The sequence below is a fragment of the Occallatibacter sp. genome (assembly GCF_049510455.1).
Lineage (GTDB): Bacteria > Acidobacteriota > Terriglobia > Terriglobales > Acidobacteriaceae > Telmatobacter.
The window spans coordinates 15,827-35,662 of the sequence record NZ_JBEKYX010000036.1; the positions used below are offsets into that span (position 1 = coordinate 15,827).

Annotated in this window: 19 protein-coding genes; 7 read left to right on the forward strand and 12 right to left on the reverse strand. The window is 58.0% G+C overall.

Annotated features, from left to right (window positions below):
• Nucleotides 1–43 precede the first annotated feature (43 nt).
• Nucleotides 44–517, reverse strand: a complete 474-nt coding sequence (locus ABSG47_RS08555; protein ID WP_424168852.1) for a CcdC family protein — start codon at nt 515–517, stop codon at nt 44–46.
• Nucleotides 518–647: 130 nt separating this feature from the next.
• On the opposite strand from ABSG47_RS08555, the gene ABSG47_RS08560 reads away from it, so the two are divergent.
• Together ABSG47_RS08560 and ABSG47_RS08565 are read left to right on the forward strand one after the other, a co-directional pair.
• The gene (locus ABSG47_RS08560) at nt 648–1,571 is read left to right on the forward strand and encodes an alpha/beta hydrolase (protein WP_424168854.1); all 924 of its coding nucleotides are present in this window, start codon (nt 648–650) and stop codon (nt 1,569–1,571) included.
• A 21-nt stretch (nt 1,572–1,592) separates the two neighbouring features.
• Nucleotides 1,593–2,072 (forward strand): MogA/MoaB family molybdenum cofactor biosynthesis protein, encoded by a 480-nt coding sequence (locus ABSG47_RS08565; RefSeq protein ID WP_424168856.1) that lies wholly within the window; start codon nt 1,593–1,595, stop codon nt 2,070–2,072.
• Here ABSG47_RS08565 and ABSG47_RS08570 read toward each other — a convergent pair.
• The 5 genes from ABSG47_RS08570 to ABSG47_RS08590 form a co-directional block, all read right to left on the reverse strand.
• The gene (locus ABSG47_RS08570) at nt 2,069–2,434 is read right to left on the reverse strand and encodes an addiction module antidote protein (RefSeq protein ID WP_424168858.1); all 366 of its coding nucleotides are present in this window, start codon (nt 2,432–2,434) and stop codon (nt 2,069–2,071) included. The genes ABSG47_RS08565 and ABSG47_RS08570 overlap by 4 nt on opposite strands.
• The gene (locus ABSG47_RS08575; RefSeq protein ID WP_424168888.1) at nt 2,431–2,790 is read right to left on the reverse strand and encodes a type II toxin-antitoxin system RelE/ParE family toxin; all 360 of its coding nucleotides are present in this window, start codon (nt 2,788–2,790) and stop codon (nt 2,431–2,433) included. Before ABSG47_RS08575 ends, ABSG47_RS08570 begins: the two co-directional genes overlap by 4 nt.
• 286 nt (nt 2,791–3,076) lie before the next feature.
• Nucleotides 3,077–4,123: a cyclic dehypoxanthinyl futalosine synthase gene (mqnC, locus tag ABSG47_RS08580; RefSeq protein WP_424168860.1), complete on the reverse strand. Its 1,047-nt coding sequence runs from the start codon at nt 4,121–4,123 to the stop codon at nt 3,077–3,079.
• Nucleotides 4,124–4,140: 17 nt separating this feature from the next.
• The gene (locus ABSG47_RS08585) at nt 4,141–4,284 is read right to left on the reverse strand and encodes a hypothetical protein (protein ID WP_424168862.1); all 144 of its coding nucleotides are present in this window, start codon (nt 4,282–4,284) and stop codon (nt 4,141–4,143) included.
• Nucleotides 4,285–4,657: 373 nt separating this feature from the next.
• A complete protein-coding gene (locus ABSG47_RS08590; protein ID WP_424168864.1) occupies nt 4,658–5,272 on the reverse strand; it encodes a c-type cytochrome in 615 nt (204 codons plus the stop codon).
• Nucleotides 5,273–5,503: 231 nt separating this feature from the next.
• Between ABSG47_RS08590 and ABSG47_RS08595 the strand changes: the two genes are divergently transcribed.
• On the forward strand, nt 5,504–6,253 hold the full coding sequence (locus tag ABSG47_RS08595) for a hypothetical protein (RefSeq protein WP_424168866.1): 750 nt from the start codon (nt 5,504–5,506) through the stop codon (nt 6,251–6,253).
• 127 nt (nt 6,254–6,380) lie between these two features.
• On the opposite strand, the gene ABSG47_RS08600 is transcribed toward ABSG47_RS08595, so the two are convergent.
• The 5 genes from ABSG47_RS08600 to ABSG47_RS08620 all read right to left on the reverse strand — a co-directional run bounded on the left by ABSG47_RS08600 (nt 6,381) and on the right by ABSG47_RS08620 (nt 10,229).
• Nucleotides 6,381–7,910 carry a fumarate hydratase gene (locus ABSG47_RS08600; protein ID WP_424168868.1) on the reverse strand — a complete coding sequence of 510 codons (1,530 nt, stop codon included), beginning with the start codon at nt 7,908–7,910 and terminating at the stop codon, nt 6,381–6,383.
• 104 nt (nt 7,911–8,014) lie between these two features.
• Nucleotides 8,015–9,094, reverse strand: coding sequence for an SGNH/GDSL hydrolase family protein (locus ABSG47_RS08605; RefSeq protein ID WP_424168870.1), 1,080 nt, complete (start codon nt 9,092–9,094; stop codon nt 8,015–8,017).
• Nucleotides 9,095–9,288: 194 nt separating this feature from the next.
• Nucleotides 9,289–9,648 carry a type II toxin-antitoxin system VapC family toxin gene (locus ABSG47_RS08610; RefSeq protein ID WP_424168872.1) on the reverse strand — a complete coding sequence of 120 codons (360 nt, stop codon included), beginning with the start codon at nt 9,646–9,648 and terminating at the stop codon, nt 9,289–9,291.
• A 29-nt stretch (nt 9,649–9,677) separates the two neighbouring features.
• Nucleotides 9,678–9,935, reverse strand: a complete 258-nt coding sequence (locus ABSG47_RS08615; RefSeq protein ID WP_424168874.1) for a type II toxin-antitoxin system VapB family antitoxin — start codon at nt 9,933–9,935, stop codon at nt 9,678–9,680.
• A 24-nt stretch (nt 9,936–9,959) separates the two neighbouring features.
• The gene (locus tag ABSG47_RS08620) at nt 9,960–10,229 is read right to left on the reverse strand and encodes a type II toxin-antitoxin system VapB family antitoxin (protein ID WP_424168876.1); all 270 of its coding nucleotides are present in this window, start codon (nt 10,227–10,229) and stop codon (nt 9,960–9,962) included.
• Between the two features lie 86 nt (nt 10,230–10,315).
• On the opposite strand from ABSG47_RS08620, the gene ABSG47_RS08625 reads away from it, so the two are divergent.
• From ABSG47_RS08625 to ABSG47_RS08635, 3 genes are all read left to right on the forward strand, one after another.
• The gene (locus ABSG47_RS08625) at nt 10,316–11,374 is read left to right on the forward strand and encodes a YpdA family putative bacillithiol disulfide reductase (protein WP_424168878.1); all 1,059 of its coding nucleotides are present in this window, start codon (nt 10,316–10,318) and stop codon (nt 11,372–11,374) included.
• 122 nt (nt 11,375–11,496) lie between these two features.
• Nucleotides 11,497–13,365 carry a sensor histidine kinase gene (locus ABSG47_RS08630; protein WP_424168880.1) on the forward strand — a complete coding sequence of 623 codons (1,869 nt, stop codon included), beginning with the start codon at nt 11,497–11,499 and terminating at the stop codon, nt 13,363–13,365.
• A 195-nt stretch (nt 13,366–13,560) separates the two neighbouring features.
• Nucleotides 13,561–14,943 (forward strand): BON domain-containing protein, encoded by a 1,383-nt coding sequence (locus ABSG47_RS08635; protein ID WP_424168882.1) that lies wholly within the window; start codon nt 13,561–13,563, stop codon nt 14,941–14,943.
• Nucleotides 14,944–15,018: 75 nt separating this feature from the next.
• Here ABSG47_RS08635 and ABSG47_RS08640 read toward each other — a convergent pair whose 3' ends face one another.
• Nucleotides 15,019–17,106: a putative bifunctional diguanylate cyclase/phosphodiesterase gene (locus ABSG47_RS08640; protein WP_424168884.1), complete on the reverse strand. Its 2,088-nt coding sequence runs from the start codon at nt 17,104–17,106 to the stop codon at nt 15,019–15,021.
• Nucleotides 17,107–17,417: 311 nt separating this feature from the next.
• On the opposite strand from ABSG47_RS08640, the gene ABSG47_RS08645 reads away from it, so the two are divergent.
• A complete protein-coding gene (locus tag ABSG47_RS08645) occupies nt 17,418–19,400 on the forward strand; it encodes a peptidylprolyl isomerase (RefSeq protein ID WP_424168886.1) in 1,983 nt (660 codons plus the stop codon).
• Nucleotides 19,401–19,836 lie beyond the last annotated feature (436 nt).

A 19,836-nucleotide genomic window follows, 5' to 3' on the forward strand; every position in this document is an offset into this window, starting at 1 on the left:
CCTGCTTCATCCGCGATTTCTTGCGAGCGAACAGAAGTCTTATTTACGAGCGCGTCAGCGCGCGGTATTCCATCAGCATCCGCACCCGCCAGCGCACAATCATGCCGAACGCGAGGATAAAAAACAGTCCGCCAGTCTGCTCCAGCGTCATCACGGAGTCCAGATAGCTGCGCGCCAGAAAGCGAATCAGCGCGAGCGCAACAATGACGGCGAAGAACGCGCCTGACCGCTGCATCATGATGACATCGCCATCCCGAATGAGCCTGGACGTGGCCACCAGCGGCCATGCGAGCAGAATTGCGCCGGCCAGAAAAGCGATCCCGGCCCATGCCCATGGCACGCGAAACGCTGGAACAATAAACATGCAGAAGCCGGTGGACATGCCCAGCGGAGGAATCACAATCTTTCGTATGGTGACAGCGGTACGGCCTTCACGAACGCGCCACGTCATCACTCCGGCAAGGCCAATGAGAGAAACAATTGCAGTGAACCAGATGGAATGTGTATTTAACGTCACGCTTTCTAATCTAAGCCAACGCACCATCCTCGCGCCGTGGCTTGCAAGTCATACGCGCTGCCTGTAATGATCGCTGCGCAGCTTTCACAGCCATCAAGCCTTTACAAGTCATAGACCGGAGCCAACCTTCATGCGCACCAGTTTCGTTTTTTTTGCCGCGCTTGTTACGGCAACTGCGTCCCTTGCCCAGCAGTCCGGATGGCAGCCTGCGGCAGGGCACACACAAATTCCCATCTGGCCGAACGGAGTTCCCGGCGGCCCTCCAGCCAATTCTCCTGCCGAAGTCGATACCACCACGCCGAAGATGCCACTCGTTGCAGGCAAACCTCTCATACACCTTGGCAACGTCTCTGTGCCCACCATCACACTCTACAAAGCGGCGAAGCAGGCAAGCTCCGCACCGGCTGTTGTTGTCTTCCCGGGCGGTGGTTATAACATCCTTGCTATTGATCTCGAAGGGACGGAGGTTTGCGATTGGCTCAACTCCAAAGGAATCGCCTGCGTTCTGCTCAAATACCGCGTGCCAAACACCGGCCCGTATCCTAAATCTTCCGCGGCCTTGCAGGATGCGCAGCGCGCAGTGGGCCTTGTACGCCAGCATGCCGCGGAGTGGGGTATTGATCCAAAACGTATCGGCGTCCTTGGCTTTTCTGCCGGCGCGCACCTGGCCGCCGCTCTCAGCACTCACTTTGACAAGCGGCTTTATGACGTTGTCGATGGAGCGGACCAGCTCTCCTGCCGTCCGGACTTTGCCGTAATTGTGTATCCCGGATACCTGGCGCTGGCCGAGCAGGGAATGAAGACCAACTCGGAGATCAACCCCACCGCGCAGACTCCGCCCACGTTTATCGTGCAGGCAGAAGACGACCCGGTCCACGTGGAAAATGCAACGAATTACTTTCTGCAATTGAAGCAGGCGGGTGTTCCGGCAGAGCTGCATGTCTATGCTCAGGGCGGCCACGGCTACGGACTGCGCCGCACCGCATTGCCTGTCACTGCGTGGCCGCAGTTGGTGGAAACATGGCTGCATACAATCGGAATTGCCCATCCGTAAGGCGCATCTACAATCAAGCTGATGCGCTTTGCTGTCGTAACCATCTCTGATCGCTGCTCACAAGGGCAGATGACCGACACAGCCGGCCCTGTGGCGGTTGCGCTGCTCCGTCAGAAATGGCCCGAGGCAGCAATCGACAGCGCATTGCTCCCAGACGATGAAGACGCGATTGCCGCATTGCTAGAGCAGCTTGCGGCCGATGGCGTGGCGATGGTGCTCACCGTGGGAGGCACCGGCTTTGGTCCTCGCGACCGCACGCCGGAGGCTACGCGGCGCGTGCTGGATCGTGAGGCTCCGGGCCTTGCTGAAGCCATGCGCGCCGGCGGCGCAACACAGACCCCATTTGCGTGGCTCTCTCGCGGTGTGGCTGGCTTGAAGGGAAGCACACTGATTGTGAATCTGCCGGGAAGTCAGCGCGCGGTCAAGCAGAGCCTCATGTCGATTCTCGCTTTGCTCAAGCACGCTCTGGAAGTTATTGTGGGTGGGCAAGAGCACCCTTAAGCTGCGACTTTTGTGTCTCTGGCTTTCGAGCGCTTTTTCTTCGCCTGAGATGCTTCCACGACAGAAAGCCGCAGACCCATGGTATTCACTACAGCGACGAGCGTCTTGAGCGTTGGGTTGCCTTTCGGAGAAAGCGAGCGGTAGAGAGATTCGCGGCTGATACCTGCCTGTTTGGCTACAGCGCCAAGACCTCCGTAGGCTTCGGCCAATGCGCGCAGCATACGCAAGCTGACTCCGCGCTCTTCCGGATTGTCGAGAGTTTCCAGCGCAGACTTGAGATACTCCAGGGCAAACTCGCGGTCCTCGCGCAGTTCCTGTACCTCCCAGTCATGGTGTGAAACGGCCCCAACGAGTTTGCTCATATCTGTCTCCTCTTCCATTCAGCCCAATACTCTTTAGCGCGCATAATATCTTTGGTCTGACTGTTCTTGTCGCCTCCGCACAGGAGAACAATCCATTGCTCCCCATGCCTGCCCAGATAAACCCTGTATCCGGCGCCCACGTGAATACGAAGCTCTATGGCACCTTCATCCACCGTGACGCGTGTGTATGTATAGGAAACAGATATTTCCGTTACGCATAAGGTGAGATTGCATTTCAGAAAGATACATTTGGAGTATCTCTTGACAACTACAGCATCCGCGCGATTTTTAGTTACTAAAGTAACTATCCAGGCGTTATGCTTGTACTCGAGGGCTTGAATGATGAAATATTTGATGAAAAACGATCAGTTAAGCAAAGATTACGCTCCATTCGTCCAGAGCATCCTGTCTCCGACAGGCTTTAAAGTTGAGTTCTTCCATGGTCCTAACTCGCAATTTCCTACTTGGAAATGTTCGAATCCGGATGGTCGCGTGGTCGCGTTGCAAATGGACCCATTCACTGTCGAGAAATGGGCGAGGTTTAGCGTGGATGAAATGACAGAAACTATAGTTCGGAGCGTTCCTAGGCTGGAAGCATGCATCGGAGGGGAATACCTGCGCTTCTAGCCCAGTTGTGAAAGCTCAATTCAGAAACATTGTCCGATACAGGGTATCGCGCTGCACGGGCTTGAAGCCCGCGTCGCGGATGATGCGGCGAAGCTCTTCCTCTGTAGTGCAGTTGCTAGTGCCCGCGGCTTTCACCACGTTTTCTTCCAGCATCACGGAGCCCACATCATTGCCGCCGAAGTGGAGGCCCACCTCCAGCACCTTCAGGCCCTGCGTTACCCAACTGGCTTGAACGTTGTCGATGTTGTCGAGATAGAGCCGCGAGATAGCCAGAACCTTGAGGTACTCGACCGACGTCGCTTCGTCCCAACCGCGGCCGCCCAGCGCCGTGTGTCCGGGCTGAAAGCTCCAGGGAATGAAGGCCGTGAAGCCGCCGGTTTCTTCCTGCAACTTCCGGACGACCTCAAAATGATTGATGCGCTGATCGAAGCTCTCACCCACGCCAAACATCATCGTAGCCGTAGTCCGCATACCAAGCTGATGTGCCGTGCGATGCACGCTCACCCAGTCTTCCGTGCGGCATTTGAGCCGCGCAATGCGTTTGCGCACATCGTCATCCAGAATCTCCGCGCCGCCTCCGGGGATCGAATCCAGGCCCGCGTCACGCAGCCGGGAAATCGTATCGCGCAGGCTCAGTTCACTGTACTCGGCAATCGCCAGCACCTCGCTCGCCGACAGGCAGTGCAGCCATATCTGCGGAAAGCGCTGCTTGATGCCGGTAAAAAGCCGCTCAAACCAGTCGATCTTGAGATCGGGATGGATGCCGCCCTGCATCAGCACGCCCGTGCCGCCCATCTCCACCGTTTCCGCAATCTTCTCGTAAATCTTTTCGAACTCGAGGATGTAACCTTCGTTCGCCTTGGGCCCTTTGAGTGGCCGGTAAAAGGCGCAGAAGGTGCAGTACTCCGTGCAGAAGTTGGTGTAATTGATGTTGCGATCAATGATGTAAGTGACGACTTCTTCCGGATGCAGGCGGCGGCGAAGTTGATCGGCCTCCATACCTACGCCGATAAGATCGGGCGAGTCGAAGTAGTCCTGGGCCTGTTCACGGGAGATCGGCATAATGAAATTCTAACAACCTATGGGCGCTTGCGGAACAGGAACAACCCGCGTCCCTCTACCGGCGTTTTGCGCGTTCGCGAAAGATTGGAGGCGGTGGAGACGCCGCCGAAGAGAACAAAGAAGTCGAGGAATGCGCGCCAAAAGCCTTTTTTCTCAGCCATAGCTCACCTTTGCCTTATATTACTTGGATTCCGCTATACGCTTGAGCGTTGCGAAATATGATGGCATGCGTTGCGCCCGGCGTCGATGAATCGCCTCCAGCCTCCGTGCATGGCCCCGTCCAGCGAAGAGCGCACCAAAAGCCTCCAGTGCAATGCCGAAGATTACTTCCAGAACGAAATCCAACAGGCTGTCCATAGATGCACCGAATCCACAGGGTTAGCTCTCCGGTTTCGCCACCGGCTTTGCTGGCATTTTCTTTTCCGGCGTGGAGATGCCTACGCTCATCAGAACGAACTTCAGTCCCTGGCGCAATTTCTCCAGCATGGCTCTTTCCTCTGCATTCATCCTAACGCAGAGGGGAAACACATGGCTTCATTTTGCCGATCCGCTCACCTCGACCTTGTATCCTGCAGGCAATTTTAGCGCAGCCGCGGCGGCCTCGCCCTGAACGCCTGCAGCAGGCGCCTCACCCCTTAGAATCTGTACTGCTTCCGGCGGCAGCGGCTTGTTTGCATTGGCCAACAGCATGCTTACCTGCCACATCTGCGCCGGGGTCAAAATGCCTTTGAATCCGGGCATTCCACTAAGCCGAATTCCATTCTCGACCTTCCAGTAGGTTTCGCCCAACGGATCGTCGCTTACGCCCACCACGTCGCCTTTGCCATGCTTCTCCCATAGCGGCGTCGCGGTGGGGTACATCTTCATCCCAAAGCGCGAGGCCTGTCCGTGGTATCCGTGGCACACCGCGCACTCCTGCGCGTAAATGTGCGCGCCGGCCACAAAGGTGTCCTCATCGGACTTCACCGGCGGTTTGGTCACCTGCTCAAACTCAATGCGCGCCTTCAAGGGAACGTCTGCGACAAATTTCTCAAGAGGAAATGGCGCATCCGCAGCCGCCACCGGCGGGCGGCCATACTTCAAATACATCAGCGCCGTTGCAGGAACCAGCACTATTCCGATCAACATGCCCACCAATACGCGCCCCATACTTGTTTGCCTCCAAAATGCCCCTTCCTGGCCCGTAACCGCGCCGCAGGAAAGCACTTCAGGAGAAATATCGGCAGTCCTGGCCCATTCTGCAGTCCATTCGTGGCGTCAAGCGTCCAACCCAAAGTTCACCTCAAGGTGATTTAATAGGTAAGAAGAGTCATTTACCCATAACTGGATCACTTCACTTGAAGTGTGTTCCCGCAATTTTGTAGAGGAAGCCCGAAACCGATGTCTTCTTTTCGCCGTTTAGCTCTTGCGCTTGCGCTGTCCGCATTCGCAGCGCATTTCGCTCTTGCCCAGGATTCCAGCTCAAGCAGCTCCGCCCAACAGGCGCCGCAGCAACCAGCGGCTCAGCAGCCGGCCAGCACGAACCAGGGCGCCGTCAGCGTCCAGGCTCGCATCCGCGCCCGCCGCGAGCAGCGCCGCGTCCAGGCCATTCACGATGTCTATTCCCATCTTTATGAAATCCACACCAGCATGGGCTACTTGCGCTGGACCCCCGGTTCAAGCCTCCAGCGCGTCACCCTATACGCCTGGGATACGGGCCTGACCCGCTACTACAGCGAGAAGCTCGGCATCACGCTTGACGGGCGCGGCTACTACGGCTCACCGTTTGTGGGCCTCGGCGGGTTGAACTCCTCGGTCACCAATCCTGCCATCAGCATTTACAACTTCATGGGTGGGCCAACATACCGCTTTATTCGAGAGCCGCGGTATTCGGTTTCAGGGCGCGTCATGGCCGGTCTGGCACACAGCAATTTTTCCAGCGATACCAACGGCGTCCCGTCTAATCAGTTCGGCCTTTGGCCGGATGGCAATACCTTCATCCTCTCCGTCAGCGCGCCTCTCGATTACCATGTCTCACCTACCATCAGCCTGCGGCTCGCTCCTGAATACGTAGCCACCGGTTTCGGTTCGACGATCCAGAACAGCCTCGGCTTCACCGGGGGCTTCGTCTTCCGGTTTGGCAAGCAGTAAAAAGCGGGGATCAGGGATCAGTGGTCAGAGATCAGTTTTTGTCGTGCAGATTTGAGTGATTCACATAGCAAAACGGGCATCCTTTTTCAGGATGCCCGTTGATTTTTGCTGACCCCTGACCCCTGCCTTACTGCAGTATCGGTATCCCTGCGATCCTTTGCTGCCACTCTGCCGGGCCGGTGTTGTGTACGCTTATGCCTTTCGAGTCCACGGCCACGGTAACAGGCATATCCTTCACCTCGAACTCGTAGATACCTTCCATGCCGAGATCGTCAAAGGCCAGCCGTTTCGAGGACATAATGGCCTTCGACACCAGGTACGCCGCGCCTCCTACGGCCATTAGATACACCGCGCCGAACTCCTGAATGGCCTCAATCGCCGCCGGGCCGCGCTCCGCCTTGCCCACCATACCCAGCAGGCCCGTCTCAGCCAGCATCTGCCGCGTGAACTTATCCATTCTGGTGGCGGTGGTTGGCCCTGCCGGCCCAATCACCTCATCCCGCACCGCATCTACCGGCCCCACGTAGTAGATGAACCGTCCGTTGAAGTCCACCGGCAGCTTCTCGCCGCGAGAGAGCATGTCCGTCATGCGCTTGTGCGCCGCATCGCGTCCGGTCAGCAGTTTGCCGTTCAGCAGCAGCACCTCGCCCGGCTTCCACGTGGCCGCCTCTTCGCGTGTTACCGTGTCCAGATTCACGCGCTTCGCTCCATGCACGTCGTAGGTCAGTTTCGGCCAGTCATCGAGGTTTGGAGGGTCCAGATAGGCCGGCCCTGAGCCATCGAGAACCACATGCGCATGCCTCGTTGCCGCGCAATTGGGAATCATTGCCACGGGCAGGTTGGCCGCGTGCGCCGGCGTGTCCAACACCTTTACGTCCAGAACTGTCGTCAGTCCGCCCAAGCCCTGCGCGCCGATGCCGAGACGGTTCACCTTGTCATATAACTCCACGCGCAGCTTCTCGGCGGTCGTAGTCGGTCCGCGTGCGATGAGGTCCTGAATATCGATCGGGTCCATGAGCGATTGTTTGGCCAGCAACATCGCCTTCTCTGCTGTGCCGCCAATGCCAATGCCCAGCATCCCCGGCGGGCACCATCCCGCGCCCATAGTCGGTACCGTCTTCAGCACCCACTCGACGATGGAGTCGGACGGATTCAGCATGGCGAACTTGCTCTTTGCTTCGGAGCCTCCGCCCTTGGCCGCGACTGTAATCTCCACCGTGTTGCCGAGCACCAGCTCAACATTCACCACTGCGGGCGTATTGTCCTTCGTGTTCTTCCGCGCTCCGGCCGGATCGGCCAGCAGGGAAGCGCGCAGCGGGTTGTCCGGGTCCAGATAGGCTTTGCGAACGCCCTGGTCAACCATCTCCTGAATGCTGACCAAAGGGCCGCCGTCCGCAGGACCCTCAAAGCGCACATCCATGCCGATCTTCAGAAACACGTTCACAATGCCCGTATCCTGGCAGACCGGCCGATGGCCTTCGGCGCACATGCGGCTGTTGATGAGAATCTGCGCCATGGCATCCCGCGCTGCCGGCGATTGTTCCTTCTCATACGCCCTGGCAAGGCTGGTAATGTAATCCACCGGATGGTAAAAACTGATGTACTGCAGCGCGCCAGCAACCGTGGCAATAAAATCGTCCTGCTTGATGACCGTCATCCCTGCAAACTCCCTTGTAATCAGACGCTATTAGGGTAACGGATGTGCCGCACACCTGGCTGAATATCGCAATTCCATCGGGCTAAAATGGTCCCGCTCCGCCGCTATTCAAACAGGCTCAGGTCAATCGAATCCGCCATTGCCGCATATCCGGCATCTTTAGGATGCAGATGATCCCCGCTATCGTATTGCGGCGCAAACATCGGCGGATTCGCCGGATCGCTCGTAGCCTTATCGAAATCAATTGCGCCGTCAAACACGCCGCCGGTCAGGATCCAGTGGTTCACGGCCTGCCGAATTGCTTCGCCTTTTTCGGTGAAGTAGCCGGCGCCCTTGTAAGGCGTGAGGGTTGCGCCAAACACTTTGATCCCGTGTTCGTGTGCGCGCGCTACGAGCTGCGTCAGGCCCTGCTCCAGATCTTCTGCGGTCAGCTTGTACTCGGGCCTGTTTGGATTGTGCAGCCCTCCGATATCGTTGATGCCTTCGAGAATAATCACGTACTTCACGCCCGCCTGCGAGAGCACATCGCGGTCAAAGCGCGCCAGCGCATTCTGTCCCACGCAGTGGATCAGGATGCAGTTGCCGCCAATGCCTTCGTTGAGCACAGAAAGGTTCGCCGTCGCGGGATTCGCATGCAGGCGCGTGGCCAGATAGTCACCCCAGCGGTGATTCGCATTCTCCGTGGCATACGCGCCGTCCGTGATGGAGTCGCCAAAGGCAACTACCGCGGCATGTTTCTGCCCGGTATTCTCCACATCCACGCCCTTTACGAAATACCACGAAGGCACAACCACTGGCGTTGTGAGTGACGCCTCGCGCAGATGATTGCCGGTTACGATGTAGTTATCCTGCTGCGCACCCGCGTGTACTGACACGTCGCTGATCTGCTGCAGAGGGAGGTACAGGCTGATCGCAAGGTCAGCGAAAGCCGCCGTAGCCATCGGAACCGGATCGGAAAGAGCCTGTGTGCCCGGTGGAATTACGATTGACGGCAATCCGCTAAACGTCAGATCGTGCAGCGAGGCCGTATCGATGCTGTTCGTCCCTGTGCTTATCGCAACGGAGGCCGCCCCGATGCGCAGCGGTTCAATGCCAAACTCATTCGTCAGCCTTACGCGAAGCTGATTGCCCGCGACGGAGGTGTGAACCACCTCGCGCAGCGTGGAGTCCACGAGCGTTGGCACTGTATGCCTCGGATCTCCATCGAGTGGAGATGTTGCCCATGAGCCGACCCATGGTGACGGAGCTGCTTTAGAGGAAGTGGATTGTGCGGAAAGTATGCTTACTGCCATGCAGAACAAAACAAGGATACGAATACGCATTGCGAAGGACAGCCCTCCTGGAAAGAAGGTCCATCATAAATGCAGACGGTCGCTCCTTACACGGCTGCTCTTAGATCGGTGTGCTGAAAATCATTGCCCTTGAAAAGAATCGGTTCCCTCGTCACCTTTGCCAGCGCATAGCTGAAGCAGTCCCCAAAGTTAAGCCCGGCCCGGTGGCCGCTGCCTTTGCCGAAATTGCGGTATGCCTGTCGAGCGATTTTGGCTTGCTCTGCTGTAACTGGTTCGATGATGATTTCAGAGTAAGCAATCAGATCGTCGAGCCCTGCGCGGGTAATCGCATCCGGCTCCTTATCCATCACAATCGAAGTCTCCAGATACGAGGCTGCGGAAAACCTCATATATTCGGCCGCTTCAATGACGTCGAAATACTTCTGCCAACCGGGTTCTTTTTTCAAGATGGCAACTATTGCTGACGAGTCTACTATCATTTCGGCAGACCGTCCTCGTCATACAACTCGTCGAAGAGTTCCTTGGATGGCCTGTGGTCCTCAACGTGCGCAGCTGTACGCTCCACGATTTCCAGCATCCGTTCTCGCCGGCTTGCGCGGCTTGGAGCCTCTGTCTGCCGTTCCAGCCTCTCCTTAAGCGACACAATTATGGCAAGAGTTAAACTCTCTCCTGTCCGTTGCGCCAACTCTCTGGCGAGACGTTCAGCTTCCTTGTTTTTTAGATTCAGGCCCATCGTTCTATCTCATTTCTCGATCTCTTATTTCGGCGCCCCGTATTCGTCATACAACAGGTCGTTAATCTCCCAGGAGTGTGGAACATTCTTCAACGCCTCCCGGTGCTTTTCTGTAAATTCCTCTACCAATTCGGAAAGTGCCTTTTTCCGCGGAGCCGAACTCAGAGCCGTCTGATCCTTCTCGATCTCCTCCCGCAATGCTTCCCTGACGGCACCCGTCATGCTGATGCCGTGTGTGGCCGCAACCTGGCGGCCCATCGCGTGGACTTCCGGGTCTTTGATGTTCAAGCTCACAATTCTACCTTTCTACCATACATTTCTACCATTCTACCATTTCATACTTTTCCCCGCATTTCCAGCTAATCCCCTAATCTAGGTACATGCCGCACTTTCCGCCTGATTCCGTCCCGGACGCCGCACCGCAGACTACTCCTGCACGCCCCGCGTCAGAAACCCTCTACGATCTGCTCGTCATTGGCGCCGGTCCCACAGGGCTCTCTTGCGCCATTGAGGCTCAACGCGCCGGGCTGCGCGTTGTACTGGTAGACAAGGGTTGCGTGTGCAATTCGCTGTTCCACTATCCATCGCACATGACGTTTTTCACCACGTCGGAGCTGCTCGAAATCGGCGATATTCCCTTTCCCAGCCCGAACGCCAAGCCCACCCGCAATGAGGCGCTTGAGTACTACCGTCATGTTGCTGCTCACTACAAGCTCGACGTGCGCCAGTATCAACGGGTGGAGCGTGTCGCTGGTTCAAACGGCAATTTTTCCGTCCATATCGTCGATCGCTTTGGCCGCCAGGGCATTTTGCTTGCACGCAAGCTCGCCATCTCCACCGGCTATTACGACCTGCCGAATTACATGAACATTCCCGGTGAGGAACTCTCCAAAGTTCACCACTACTACGACGACCCGCATCCCTACTTCGGGACGGATGTCCTCATCATCGGCGGCAAAAACTCCGCTGCCATTGCGGCGCTCGAGCTCTGGCGTCACGGCGCGCGGGTTACGCTTGTCCACCGTGGCGCGGAGATTCACCGCCACGTTAAATACTGGATCAAGCCCGATATCGAGAACCGTATCAAGAATGGCGAAATCGCCGCTTACTTCGACTCCAGCGTAACCGAAATCGCACCTGACAGCGTCACTCTTGAAATATCTGACAGCCGCCTCGTTCTCCCAAATGATTTTGTCTTCGCTATGACAGGTTATCGCCCGGACTTCAGCTTCCTCGAAAGCATGGGCATCCGCTTTGAAGGCGCGGACTGTCTGCCCATCTGCAATCCCGAAACGCTTGAAAGCAATGTTCCCGGTATTTATCTGGCGGGAGTGATTGTTGCCGGCTCGCGCACCAATGAGATTTTTATTGAAAATGGCCGCTTCCACGGCCGGCAGATTGCTCAGGCGCTTATGCTCAGCTTAGCCGCGCACAAGTGACTAAAGGACTTATGGATGAGCAGCACTCCATCCATTAAACTTGATGCACGAGTCGACCGTCGGCTCTTACACTCTTAAGGGCTGGATTCATGTATTGGTGGCCGAGAACGATTCGATGGCAGATGTTGCTCGGTCTCGTTTTCATCGAGACCCTGTCCATCGCATTGTTCGCCTTTTTACTAACCGATTACCTGCAACATCAGATATTCAGCCGCGTTCGCTCCCGTCTTCAGAGCCAGAGTTCCTCTCTTGCGCTTCAGACATGCCAGTCAATTCTCGATCGTCGTCATGATCTGACGGACCTTACGGTGAAGCTTCAAGCTGGTTTTGGAAGCGTGGCGCGCGCTGCCATTACCGATCCTGCGGGGAAGGTGCTTTTCGCCAGCGAGGGCGAAGCCGTCGCGCATCCGCTGACAACGGAAGAGCTGGCCCAGATCGGGCACATCGGCGCCGACGCGCCTCATATCTTCCAGTTCGGCAAAGGGCATCTGGAGGCAGTACGGCCCATCTACAAGGGCGCCGCGCTTCTCGGCTATGCATGGGTGGAAAGCCACAGCCAATGGGATGAGGATCAAATCTCTATCGTTGTGCGCGCCACCGTGCTCTTTGGCGGCGGCTGGATCGTGCTCTCCACCTTTCTGGCCTGGCTTGTGGCCCGGCGCTTTTCCCGTCCGCTTACGCTGCTCCATGCAGGTACACGTTCGCTCATGTCCATGCCGCAGGGAAGCGGAAATTTTCCACTGCCCGTGACGGTCAAGAACGAATTTGGCGACCTGATCGTCGCTTTTAATCGCATGGTTGCTTCCATCGCGGAGCAGCGCGCCGGCCTGAGCGACACGCTCTCCCTGCTGGATTCCATGCTGGCCAATGCGCCCATCGGCCTGGCTTTCGTCGATCGCAACCTCCGCATCGTTCGCGTCAACCAGGTATTTGCCACGCTCACGGGCGTTCCGCTCAGCCGTCATCTTGGCCGAACGGTTTCCGCCATCATGCCTGCGGAGGCTACGGCGCGCCTGGAAGAAGCGTTCCAGCAGGTCTTTGCCCAGCAGATTCACAACAACGAGATTGAGCTGCTCGGCGAGGGGCCGGCTCCCATTCGCGACTGGACATGGCTGGTCAGCGTGTATCCCGTTCTCACCAGCCAGGAGCACGTTCGATGGGCCGGCATGATCGTTCGCGATGTCAGCGAGCGCGTGCGTGCTGAAGAAACTCTCCGCAAGACGGAAAAGCTCGCCGCTACCGGCCGCCTGGCCGCCTCCATCGCTCATGAGATCAACAATCCTCTTGAAGCGCTCACCAATATCCTGTTTCTCCTCCGCAACTTCTCCACGCTCGATGCCCAGGCGTATGAGTACGTCGCCATGGCCGAGCATGAGGTTCGCCGAGTGGCAGAGATCGCTCAGCAGACGCTCCGGTTTTATCGCCAATCCACGCTGCCCGGTCGCGCCACTCTTGCTGAACTCATCGATTCCGTCCTCGATCTCTACCGTGGACGCCTCAATAACCAGACCATCGCTGTGGATCGCGACTTCGATCCGCAGCAGACCGTCTTTTGCTACTCCGGAGAGATACGCCAGGTCTTCGCCAACCTCTTCGGCAACGCCATCGATGCCATTCCGTCGGGTGGCCGCATTATTGTCCGTGCCCGCCCATCGCGCGACTGGCGCCAGCCTGAGTTGAAAGGCATTCGCTTTACCGTGGCCGATAGCGGCTCTGGCATGGAACCGGAGGTCCGCGGTCGCATCTTCGAGGCATTCTTTACCACCAAGGACGCTACGGGTACCGGTCTCGGCCTCTGGGTCAGCCACGAAATTATCCAGAAGCACCGCGGCACAATCCGCGTCCGCAGCCGCTCCGCCGGCTCGGATCGTCCCTCCGGAACCGTCTTCCAGATTTTTTTGCCGGACGACGAAACCTTCTCCGCGCCTACGCAGCCCGCAGCCGAACATGCTCCGAAAGATGAGTCTGCCCGGCAATCCCTGCAATCCTGAGCACATAGCGCAGTCATCCGAAGCCTCCACGCGACGACCTTGATTGGGCAGGTGAAAGGCGCAATAGTCTGGATGGCCCACTCTGCAACTTTTCGCTCAATCTCGTGTCTATTCCTGTGACCATTCGCGTGCAGAAGCCATCTAAGCTATTGGTATGGCGCGAATTGAACCCTCATCGGAGGAGAGATATTCACCATGAAAACTGCATTCCTACAGAAACTTCAGCCGGCTGCACTCGCTCTTGCCTTTGTCCCGGTCCTTTCTTGCCCCATTTGGGCTCCCGTGTCTCTTGCCGCACAGGAGAGCGCCGCGCGCAGTGACGGCCAGATCGAAATGGACGTTGTGCAAGCGCTGGACGACTCCCAGGCACTTAAAAGCGACCTGATCACTGCCGCTACCATCCAGGGCAAAGTCACACTGTCGGGTACGGTGGCAAGTCAGGCCAACAAGGATCTGGCCGCATCCATCGTAGGCAAGGTGCAGGGTGTCTCGGGAGTGGTGAACAACCTGAAGGTGGGCAACCCTGCGGATGCTGCCCAGGCCGAGAATCTTCCGGCGCCGGCGGACGACCAGCCGGACCAGCAAATGCAGCAGGCCAACGGCAATCCGGCCCCTCAGCCTAATGGGCAGCCTATGCCGCAGACCGATCCCAATTACGGTCAGGCCCAACCGCAGCCGCAGCCGCAGCCGAACTACCCGCAGCAGCCGGCCAATCCCCAACAGCCAGGCTATCCCCAACAACCAGGCTATCCTCAACAGGGTGGCAATTATCCGCCTCCGCCGCCAAACCGTCAGCCATATCAGCCCGGCTATGGCCCAGGCTACCCGCCACCGCCTCCCGGTTACGGCCAGCAGCAGTACGCTCCAGCGCCCAGCTATAACATTGCCAACGGCCCCGTTACTTTGTTGCCGGGAACGGTTTTGCGGCTGCGCACCGTGGATACTGTGGACTCGAAGAAGGCTACTCCGGGCACAAACGTTGACTTCATGGTCCTAAGCGATATCTCTGTCAGCGGCTACCTGGCCATTCCGCGCGGAGCCACGATTCATGGTGTCGTGACCGACGTGAAGCAGTCGGGCCAGCTTGCGGGAAGCGCCGAACTTGGCCTGAAGCTTGTCTCGCTTGATCTAGGCGGGCGGCAGTATCCGCTGGATTCGGACCTCTTCCGGGTCAAGAGTCCAAGTAAGACGGGCCGCACGGTCGGCAATGCGATCGGCGGAGCGCTTCTTGGAGCCATTATTGGCGGAGCAGCCGGTGGTGGCGGTGGCGCAGCAATCGGTGCTGCGGCAGGCGGCACGGTGGGAACTGCAGCCTCTGCGGCAACTCCCAATCCGCGCGCATGGATTCCGGCGGAAGCTCTCGTGATCTTCCACCTGAATGCGCCGCTTACGGTGGATCCAATCACGCAACAGGAAGCGGCTCGGTTGGCCCAGGGGCTCTATCCCGGCGGACCGACGCTCTACCGTCGTGGTTACGCTCCCGGCCCGGGTTACTATGCTTACCCGGCTCCCTATGGTTATCCGCCGGTCTACTACCGTCCGTACTACATCGCAGGCGGAGCTTACTACTGGCGCTAATCTCTGAACCGTATGAACAAAAATCGGGCATCCTCGTAGAGGATGCCCGATTGCTTTTTCCCCGAGTTGCAGCCTTCATGAAACCTTGCGCAGCTCATCGTTGTACATGCATGCGCTTAACAGTTCCTCCGGCGGAACAGGCTTGCCGATCAAGTAGCCCTGCAGCGTATTGCAGCCCAGGTCGGACAGAAATGCGAGCTGCTCTTCGTTTTCCACGCCCTCGGCCACAATCGACAGATCCAACGTTTTGCCCAATGCAACAATCGCCGAAATGATCGCTGCATCTTCCGTATCGCGCGTTAGATCCCGCACAAATCCGCGGTCAATCTTCAGCTCGCTTGCCGGCAGTCGCTTGAGGTACATCAGGCTGGAGTATCCGGTTCCAAAATCGTCAATCGAAATCTTCACTCCCATGCGCTGCAGCTCGTTCAGAATCGCCAGGCTTGCTTCCGGGTTATGCATCGCCGTGGTTTCTGTAATCTCCAGCATCAGATGGCGCGAATCCAGCGCATACTTCTCCAGGCTACGCCGCACCGCGCCCACCAGCCCCGGATGATTAAACTGCACCGGCGACAGATTCACCGCTACCGTCCAGTGGCAGAGCCCCTGGCTGCACCACAGGCTCATCTGGCGGCACGACTCATTGATGGCCCACTCTCCCATAGGAACAATCAGCCCGATTCGCTCCGCCAACGGAATGAACTCACCCGGCAAAAGCAGCCCCCGCTCCGGATGATTCCACCGCATCAGGGCCTCCACGCCCATAATCGTCCCCGACTCTGTACTCAACTTGGGCTGATAATGCATAACGAGCTCGTGCCGTTCCAGCGCCTGCCGCAGATCGCGCAGCGTCTTCATCTGCTTCTGCACATCGGCATTCATGGAGTCATCAAAGAAGCAGTATGTATTCCGCCCCATCGCCTTGGCGTGATACATCGCCGCATCGGCATTCTTCAACAAATCCTCGCGCTCCGTCTCGCCGCCGTCATAAAATGCAATTCCAATACTGGCCGAAACAAGGCACAGGGTGCCCGCTGCCGGAATCGGCTCCCGCAGCACTCCAAGCAGTCTCTCCGCCAGGTTTGCCGCATCCTGCGGTGTTCGGGTATCGGCTGTCAGCACAAACTCGTCACCGCCCACGCGCGCCGTCATATCGTGCGCTGGAACCGTCACGCGAATCCTCTGCGCCACTTCCACCAGCAGCAGGTCGCCTACGTGATGCCCGTATGCATCATTCACCTGCTTGAATCCATCCAGGTCCACAAACAGCACCGCAAACCGCCCGCCCTCCGCGCGAACCGCCTCCATTTTGTTGTCCAGCTTGTCTTCCAGCAGCAGCCGGTTGGGTAGTTTCGTCAGGCTGTCATGCAGCGCCATAAACTGCAGCGTCTGGTTAGCCGACGCCAGCGACGACGCCAGTATCGCCGTCCGCGACTCCATCCTGAAATCCAGCACCGACGTAACCAGCGCAATTGCCAGTACCGCCAGCGTAAATACAATCAGCGCCGGCGCGATCCACGCAGTATCCATCCCCGGATGGTCCATGGTGCATACGCTGCCCATGGGAAAGCGCGCCGCCGCCATGCCCGTATAGTGCATGCCCGCAATGGCCAGCCCCATCACCACGGCCGCGCCGCAGCGCATCAGCCACACCAGCTTGCCGTTCGTACGCAAATGGATTGCAATCCAAAGCGCCGCGCCGGAGGCTGCCATGGCAATCGCGACCGATGCCGCAAACAGCCTGGGGTCATACTCAATCGACGGACTCATCCGCATCGCCGCCATGCCCGTGTAATGCATGGCGCACACGCCCGAACCCATCAGCACCGCGCTGCCCGCCAGCCGCATCCAGCTCATCGTGGCAAAGCACACCCGCCAGAGCGCAAACGCCGAAAGTGCAATCGCAATCGCCAGCGACAGGGCAGTAATCCACGGGTCGTATCCCATCGGAACCGGCAGGCTGAACGCCAGCATACCCACAAAATGCATCGACCAGATGCCGATGCCCATGGCCACCGATCCGCCCGCAAGCCACCACCATTTGGAGGACTGTCCCTGTGCCCCCGCAATCCGCCCGGCCATATCCAGAGCCGTAAATGAGGCAAGCATTGCAATCAGCACCGAGGCAAACACAAGCCACGGGTTATAGACGCCGGTCATCATGGGGATTTTCTCCTGTGTCGATGGACCATGCTGCCTGTCCGCAGCCCGGTATGGGGCGTCAGACGAGGGGATGGCCCCCGCGCATGGCATGACACTGCGTGTATCGGCCCGGATCGCTCTTCAATGAAGTTTTGACTGAATCTGGCACTTCCCGGCGCCAGTGCCAGGATTGTTTCTCATTCGCTTCTGCGATTGGCGGCAAATTGACAGCAAATCGGCCGCCGAGCCTGTCTTTTCTTGCCTCTGCAGCCCTGATCCCGGTTTTCCATCTTTTATAATTTTGTGTAGAAAGAAGAGTCGAACACCCACCCATGATCCGTTTTCTGCAACAGTCGAATAACCGCCTCGTCAAAGCCCTTTTCATCGTGATCGTGGGCGCCGCCGCTGTATCCATGTGCGTCTACCTCATCCCTGGCCTTGGCAGTACCGGGGTCACAGCCGCCGATACCTACGCTGAGATTTACCCGCACTGGTACAACAAGCTCTTCCGCTCAGGCGAGGCCATCAGCCTGGAGCGCGTGCGCCAGGTAGCAAGCCAGCAGTTGGCCCAGCGCTACCCGCAGTATGCTGACAACCCGATGATGCTGAACTTCATGACGCAGCAGGTTGGCCAGGGACTGGTGCAGCAGCAGATGCTTCTTGCCGAGGCCACCAGCCTGGGCATCACGGCGACGGACGCCGATGTGGCTCGCACGCTGCAGACCGGCCCGAACGCTGAGGTGCTTTACCCCGGCGGCAAATTCATCGGCCAGGAAGCTTACACCAACCTCGTTGCGCAGAACCGCCACCAGAGCGTTCCCGACTTCGAGGCTGACATCAAGCGCGGCATCATCATGCAGCGTCTTCAGTCTTACGTCACAGCCGGTGTGACCGCCTCTGACAAGGATATTCGCGACGCCTATCGCAAGGCGAACATCAAGATCAAGTTCGATTATGCCGTGATTTCGAGCGACGATCTCCGCAAGAGCATCAATCCCTCGGACGCGGATCTTGAAGCCTTCTTCAAGAAGAACACCGTCCGCTACGCAAACGCGGTTCCAGAGCAGCGCGCCATCACCTACTTTGCTTTCACTCCGCAGCAGCTTCCCGGCGGCATGCCGCAGCCCAGCCAGCAGGCGGTTCAGGCTTACTACAACCAGCATCAGCAGGAGTATTCGGTTCCCGAGCAGGCCCGTGCCCGCCACATTCTGGTGCAGGAGGCCGCAGGCGCTGACGCCAAGACCGATGCCGCTGCCAGGGCCAAGGCCGACGACGTGCTCAAGCAGCTCAAGGCCGGTGGCAAGTGGGACGATCTGGCGAAGAAGTATTCCGACGACCCAGGCAGCAAGGACTCCGGCGGCGAGCTCGGATTCGCCCAGCGCGGTCGCATGGTTCCCGAGTTCGACAAGGCCATCTTCTCGCAGCCCATCAACGAGATCGACATTGTGAAGTCGCAGTTCGGCTATCACATTGTTCAGGTGGAAGAACGCACCACAGCGCATAGCCAGTTGCTCTCCGAAGTTCTGCCCACCATCCAGGCCACGCTTGGCCGCCAGATGATCGCGCAGGCTGAAGACAGCTACGCCAAGTCGCTTGCAGCGGAAGCCGGCAAGAACGGCCTCGCCGCCACTGCCAAGGCGCATGGACTTGAGCTGGTCACCGCTCCGCCTGCCGCGCAGCAGGGCACCATCGCAGCGTTGCCGGACGGCTCGCAGTTGCTCGCCAAGGCCTTCCAGGCCAAGGTGAATGCAACGCCTGACTACGCAGCCACAGGCGAGGGCTACGCCATCTTCCAGGTGACAGGCACCCAGGGCGCACATGCTCCGGCTTTTGCTGACTGGAAGTCTCACGTCCTCGATGACTATCGCAGCGACAACCTGCCCGGCTTGCTGGCGCAGAAGGTCAACGATCTGGCTACTAAGGCTAAGTCCGGCGACTTTGCCGCTGTCGCCAAGGCCGCAGGCGCTACCGTCAAGACCAGCGACCTGGTTGGCTCCAGTGGTCAGGTGCCTGATCTCGGAGCGGTAGGCCAGGTTGCGCCGCAGCTCTTCGATCTCGCGCAGGGCGCGGTCAGCGGACCCATCAACGCGGGCCGTACCGCCGTCGTAGCCAGGATTCTTGAAAAGCAGGAGCCTACTGCCGACGAGATTCAGAAGAACTTCGACCAGACCCGCGACCAGATGCTCGGCGAGAAGCGCGAGGAAGCATTCCAGCTCTTCGCAGCCAACATCGCCGCCGATTACAAGAAGAACAACCGTGTCCGCGTGAATCCCAAAGCCAACACGCCCGAACCGGGACAAGGCCAGGGCCAGTAACTCCTGCTCAAGAAAACATAAAGGCCGAGGCAAACGCCTCGGCCTTTATGTTTTTACTCGCTGGGTTTTAGAGCATCTCTCCCGCAGGTATAAAGTTCGGGTGCCCCACCCTCGTCGCGTATTTGTTTTTGCGGCCAGGCTGGGGTCGCTCCACAGCAAGAGGAGAACTGCCCTTTTCCTTCGTCCCTTTTCCCTTTCTTTCCCCATTACCAAAGTCCACCACCCTTTCGTAACCCCACCTCCTTCAGAAACTTTGCATGCAATTAACCCCATTTGTGCTCTACTCAGAATCAGCAGAAGAAAGAGCTACGGCTCGAATCCCAAAAAGGATTCGGGCCGTAGCTCTTTCAAGGCAGCCCAGAAATTTTTTTTTCGGGGGGGTATCTCACCAAAGTAACCGCTCATGATAATCAATTAGTAAACACCGTAAATCATC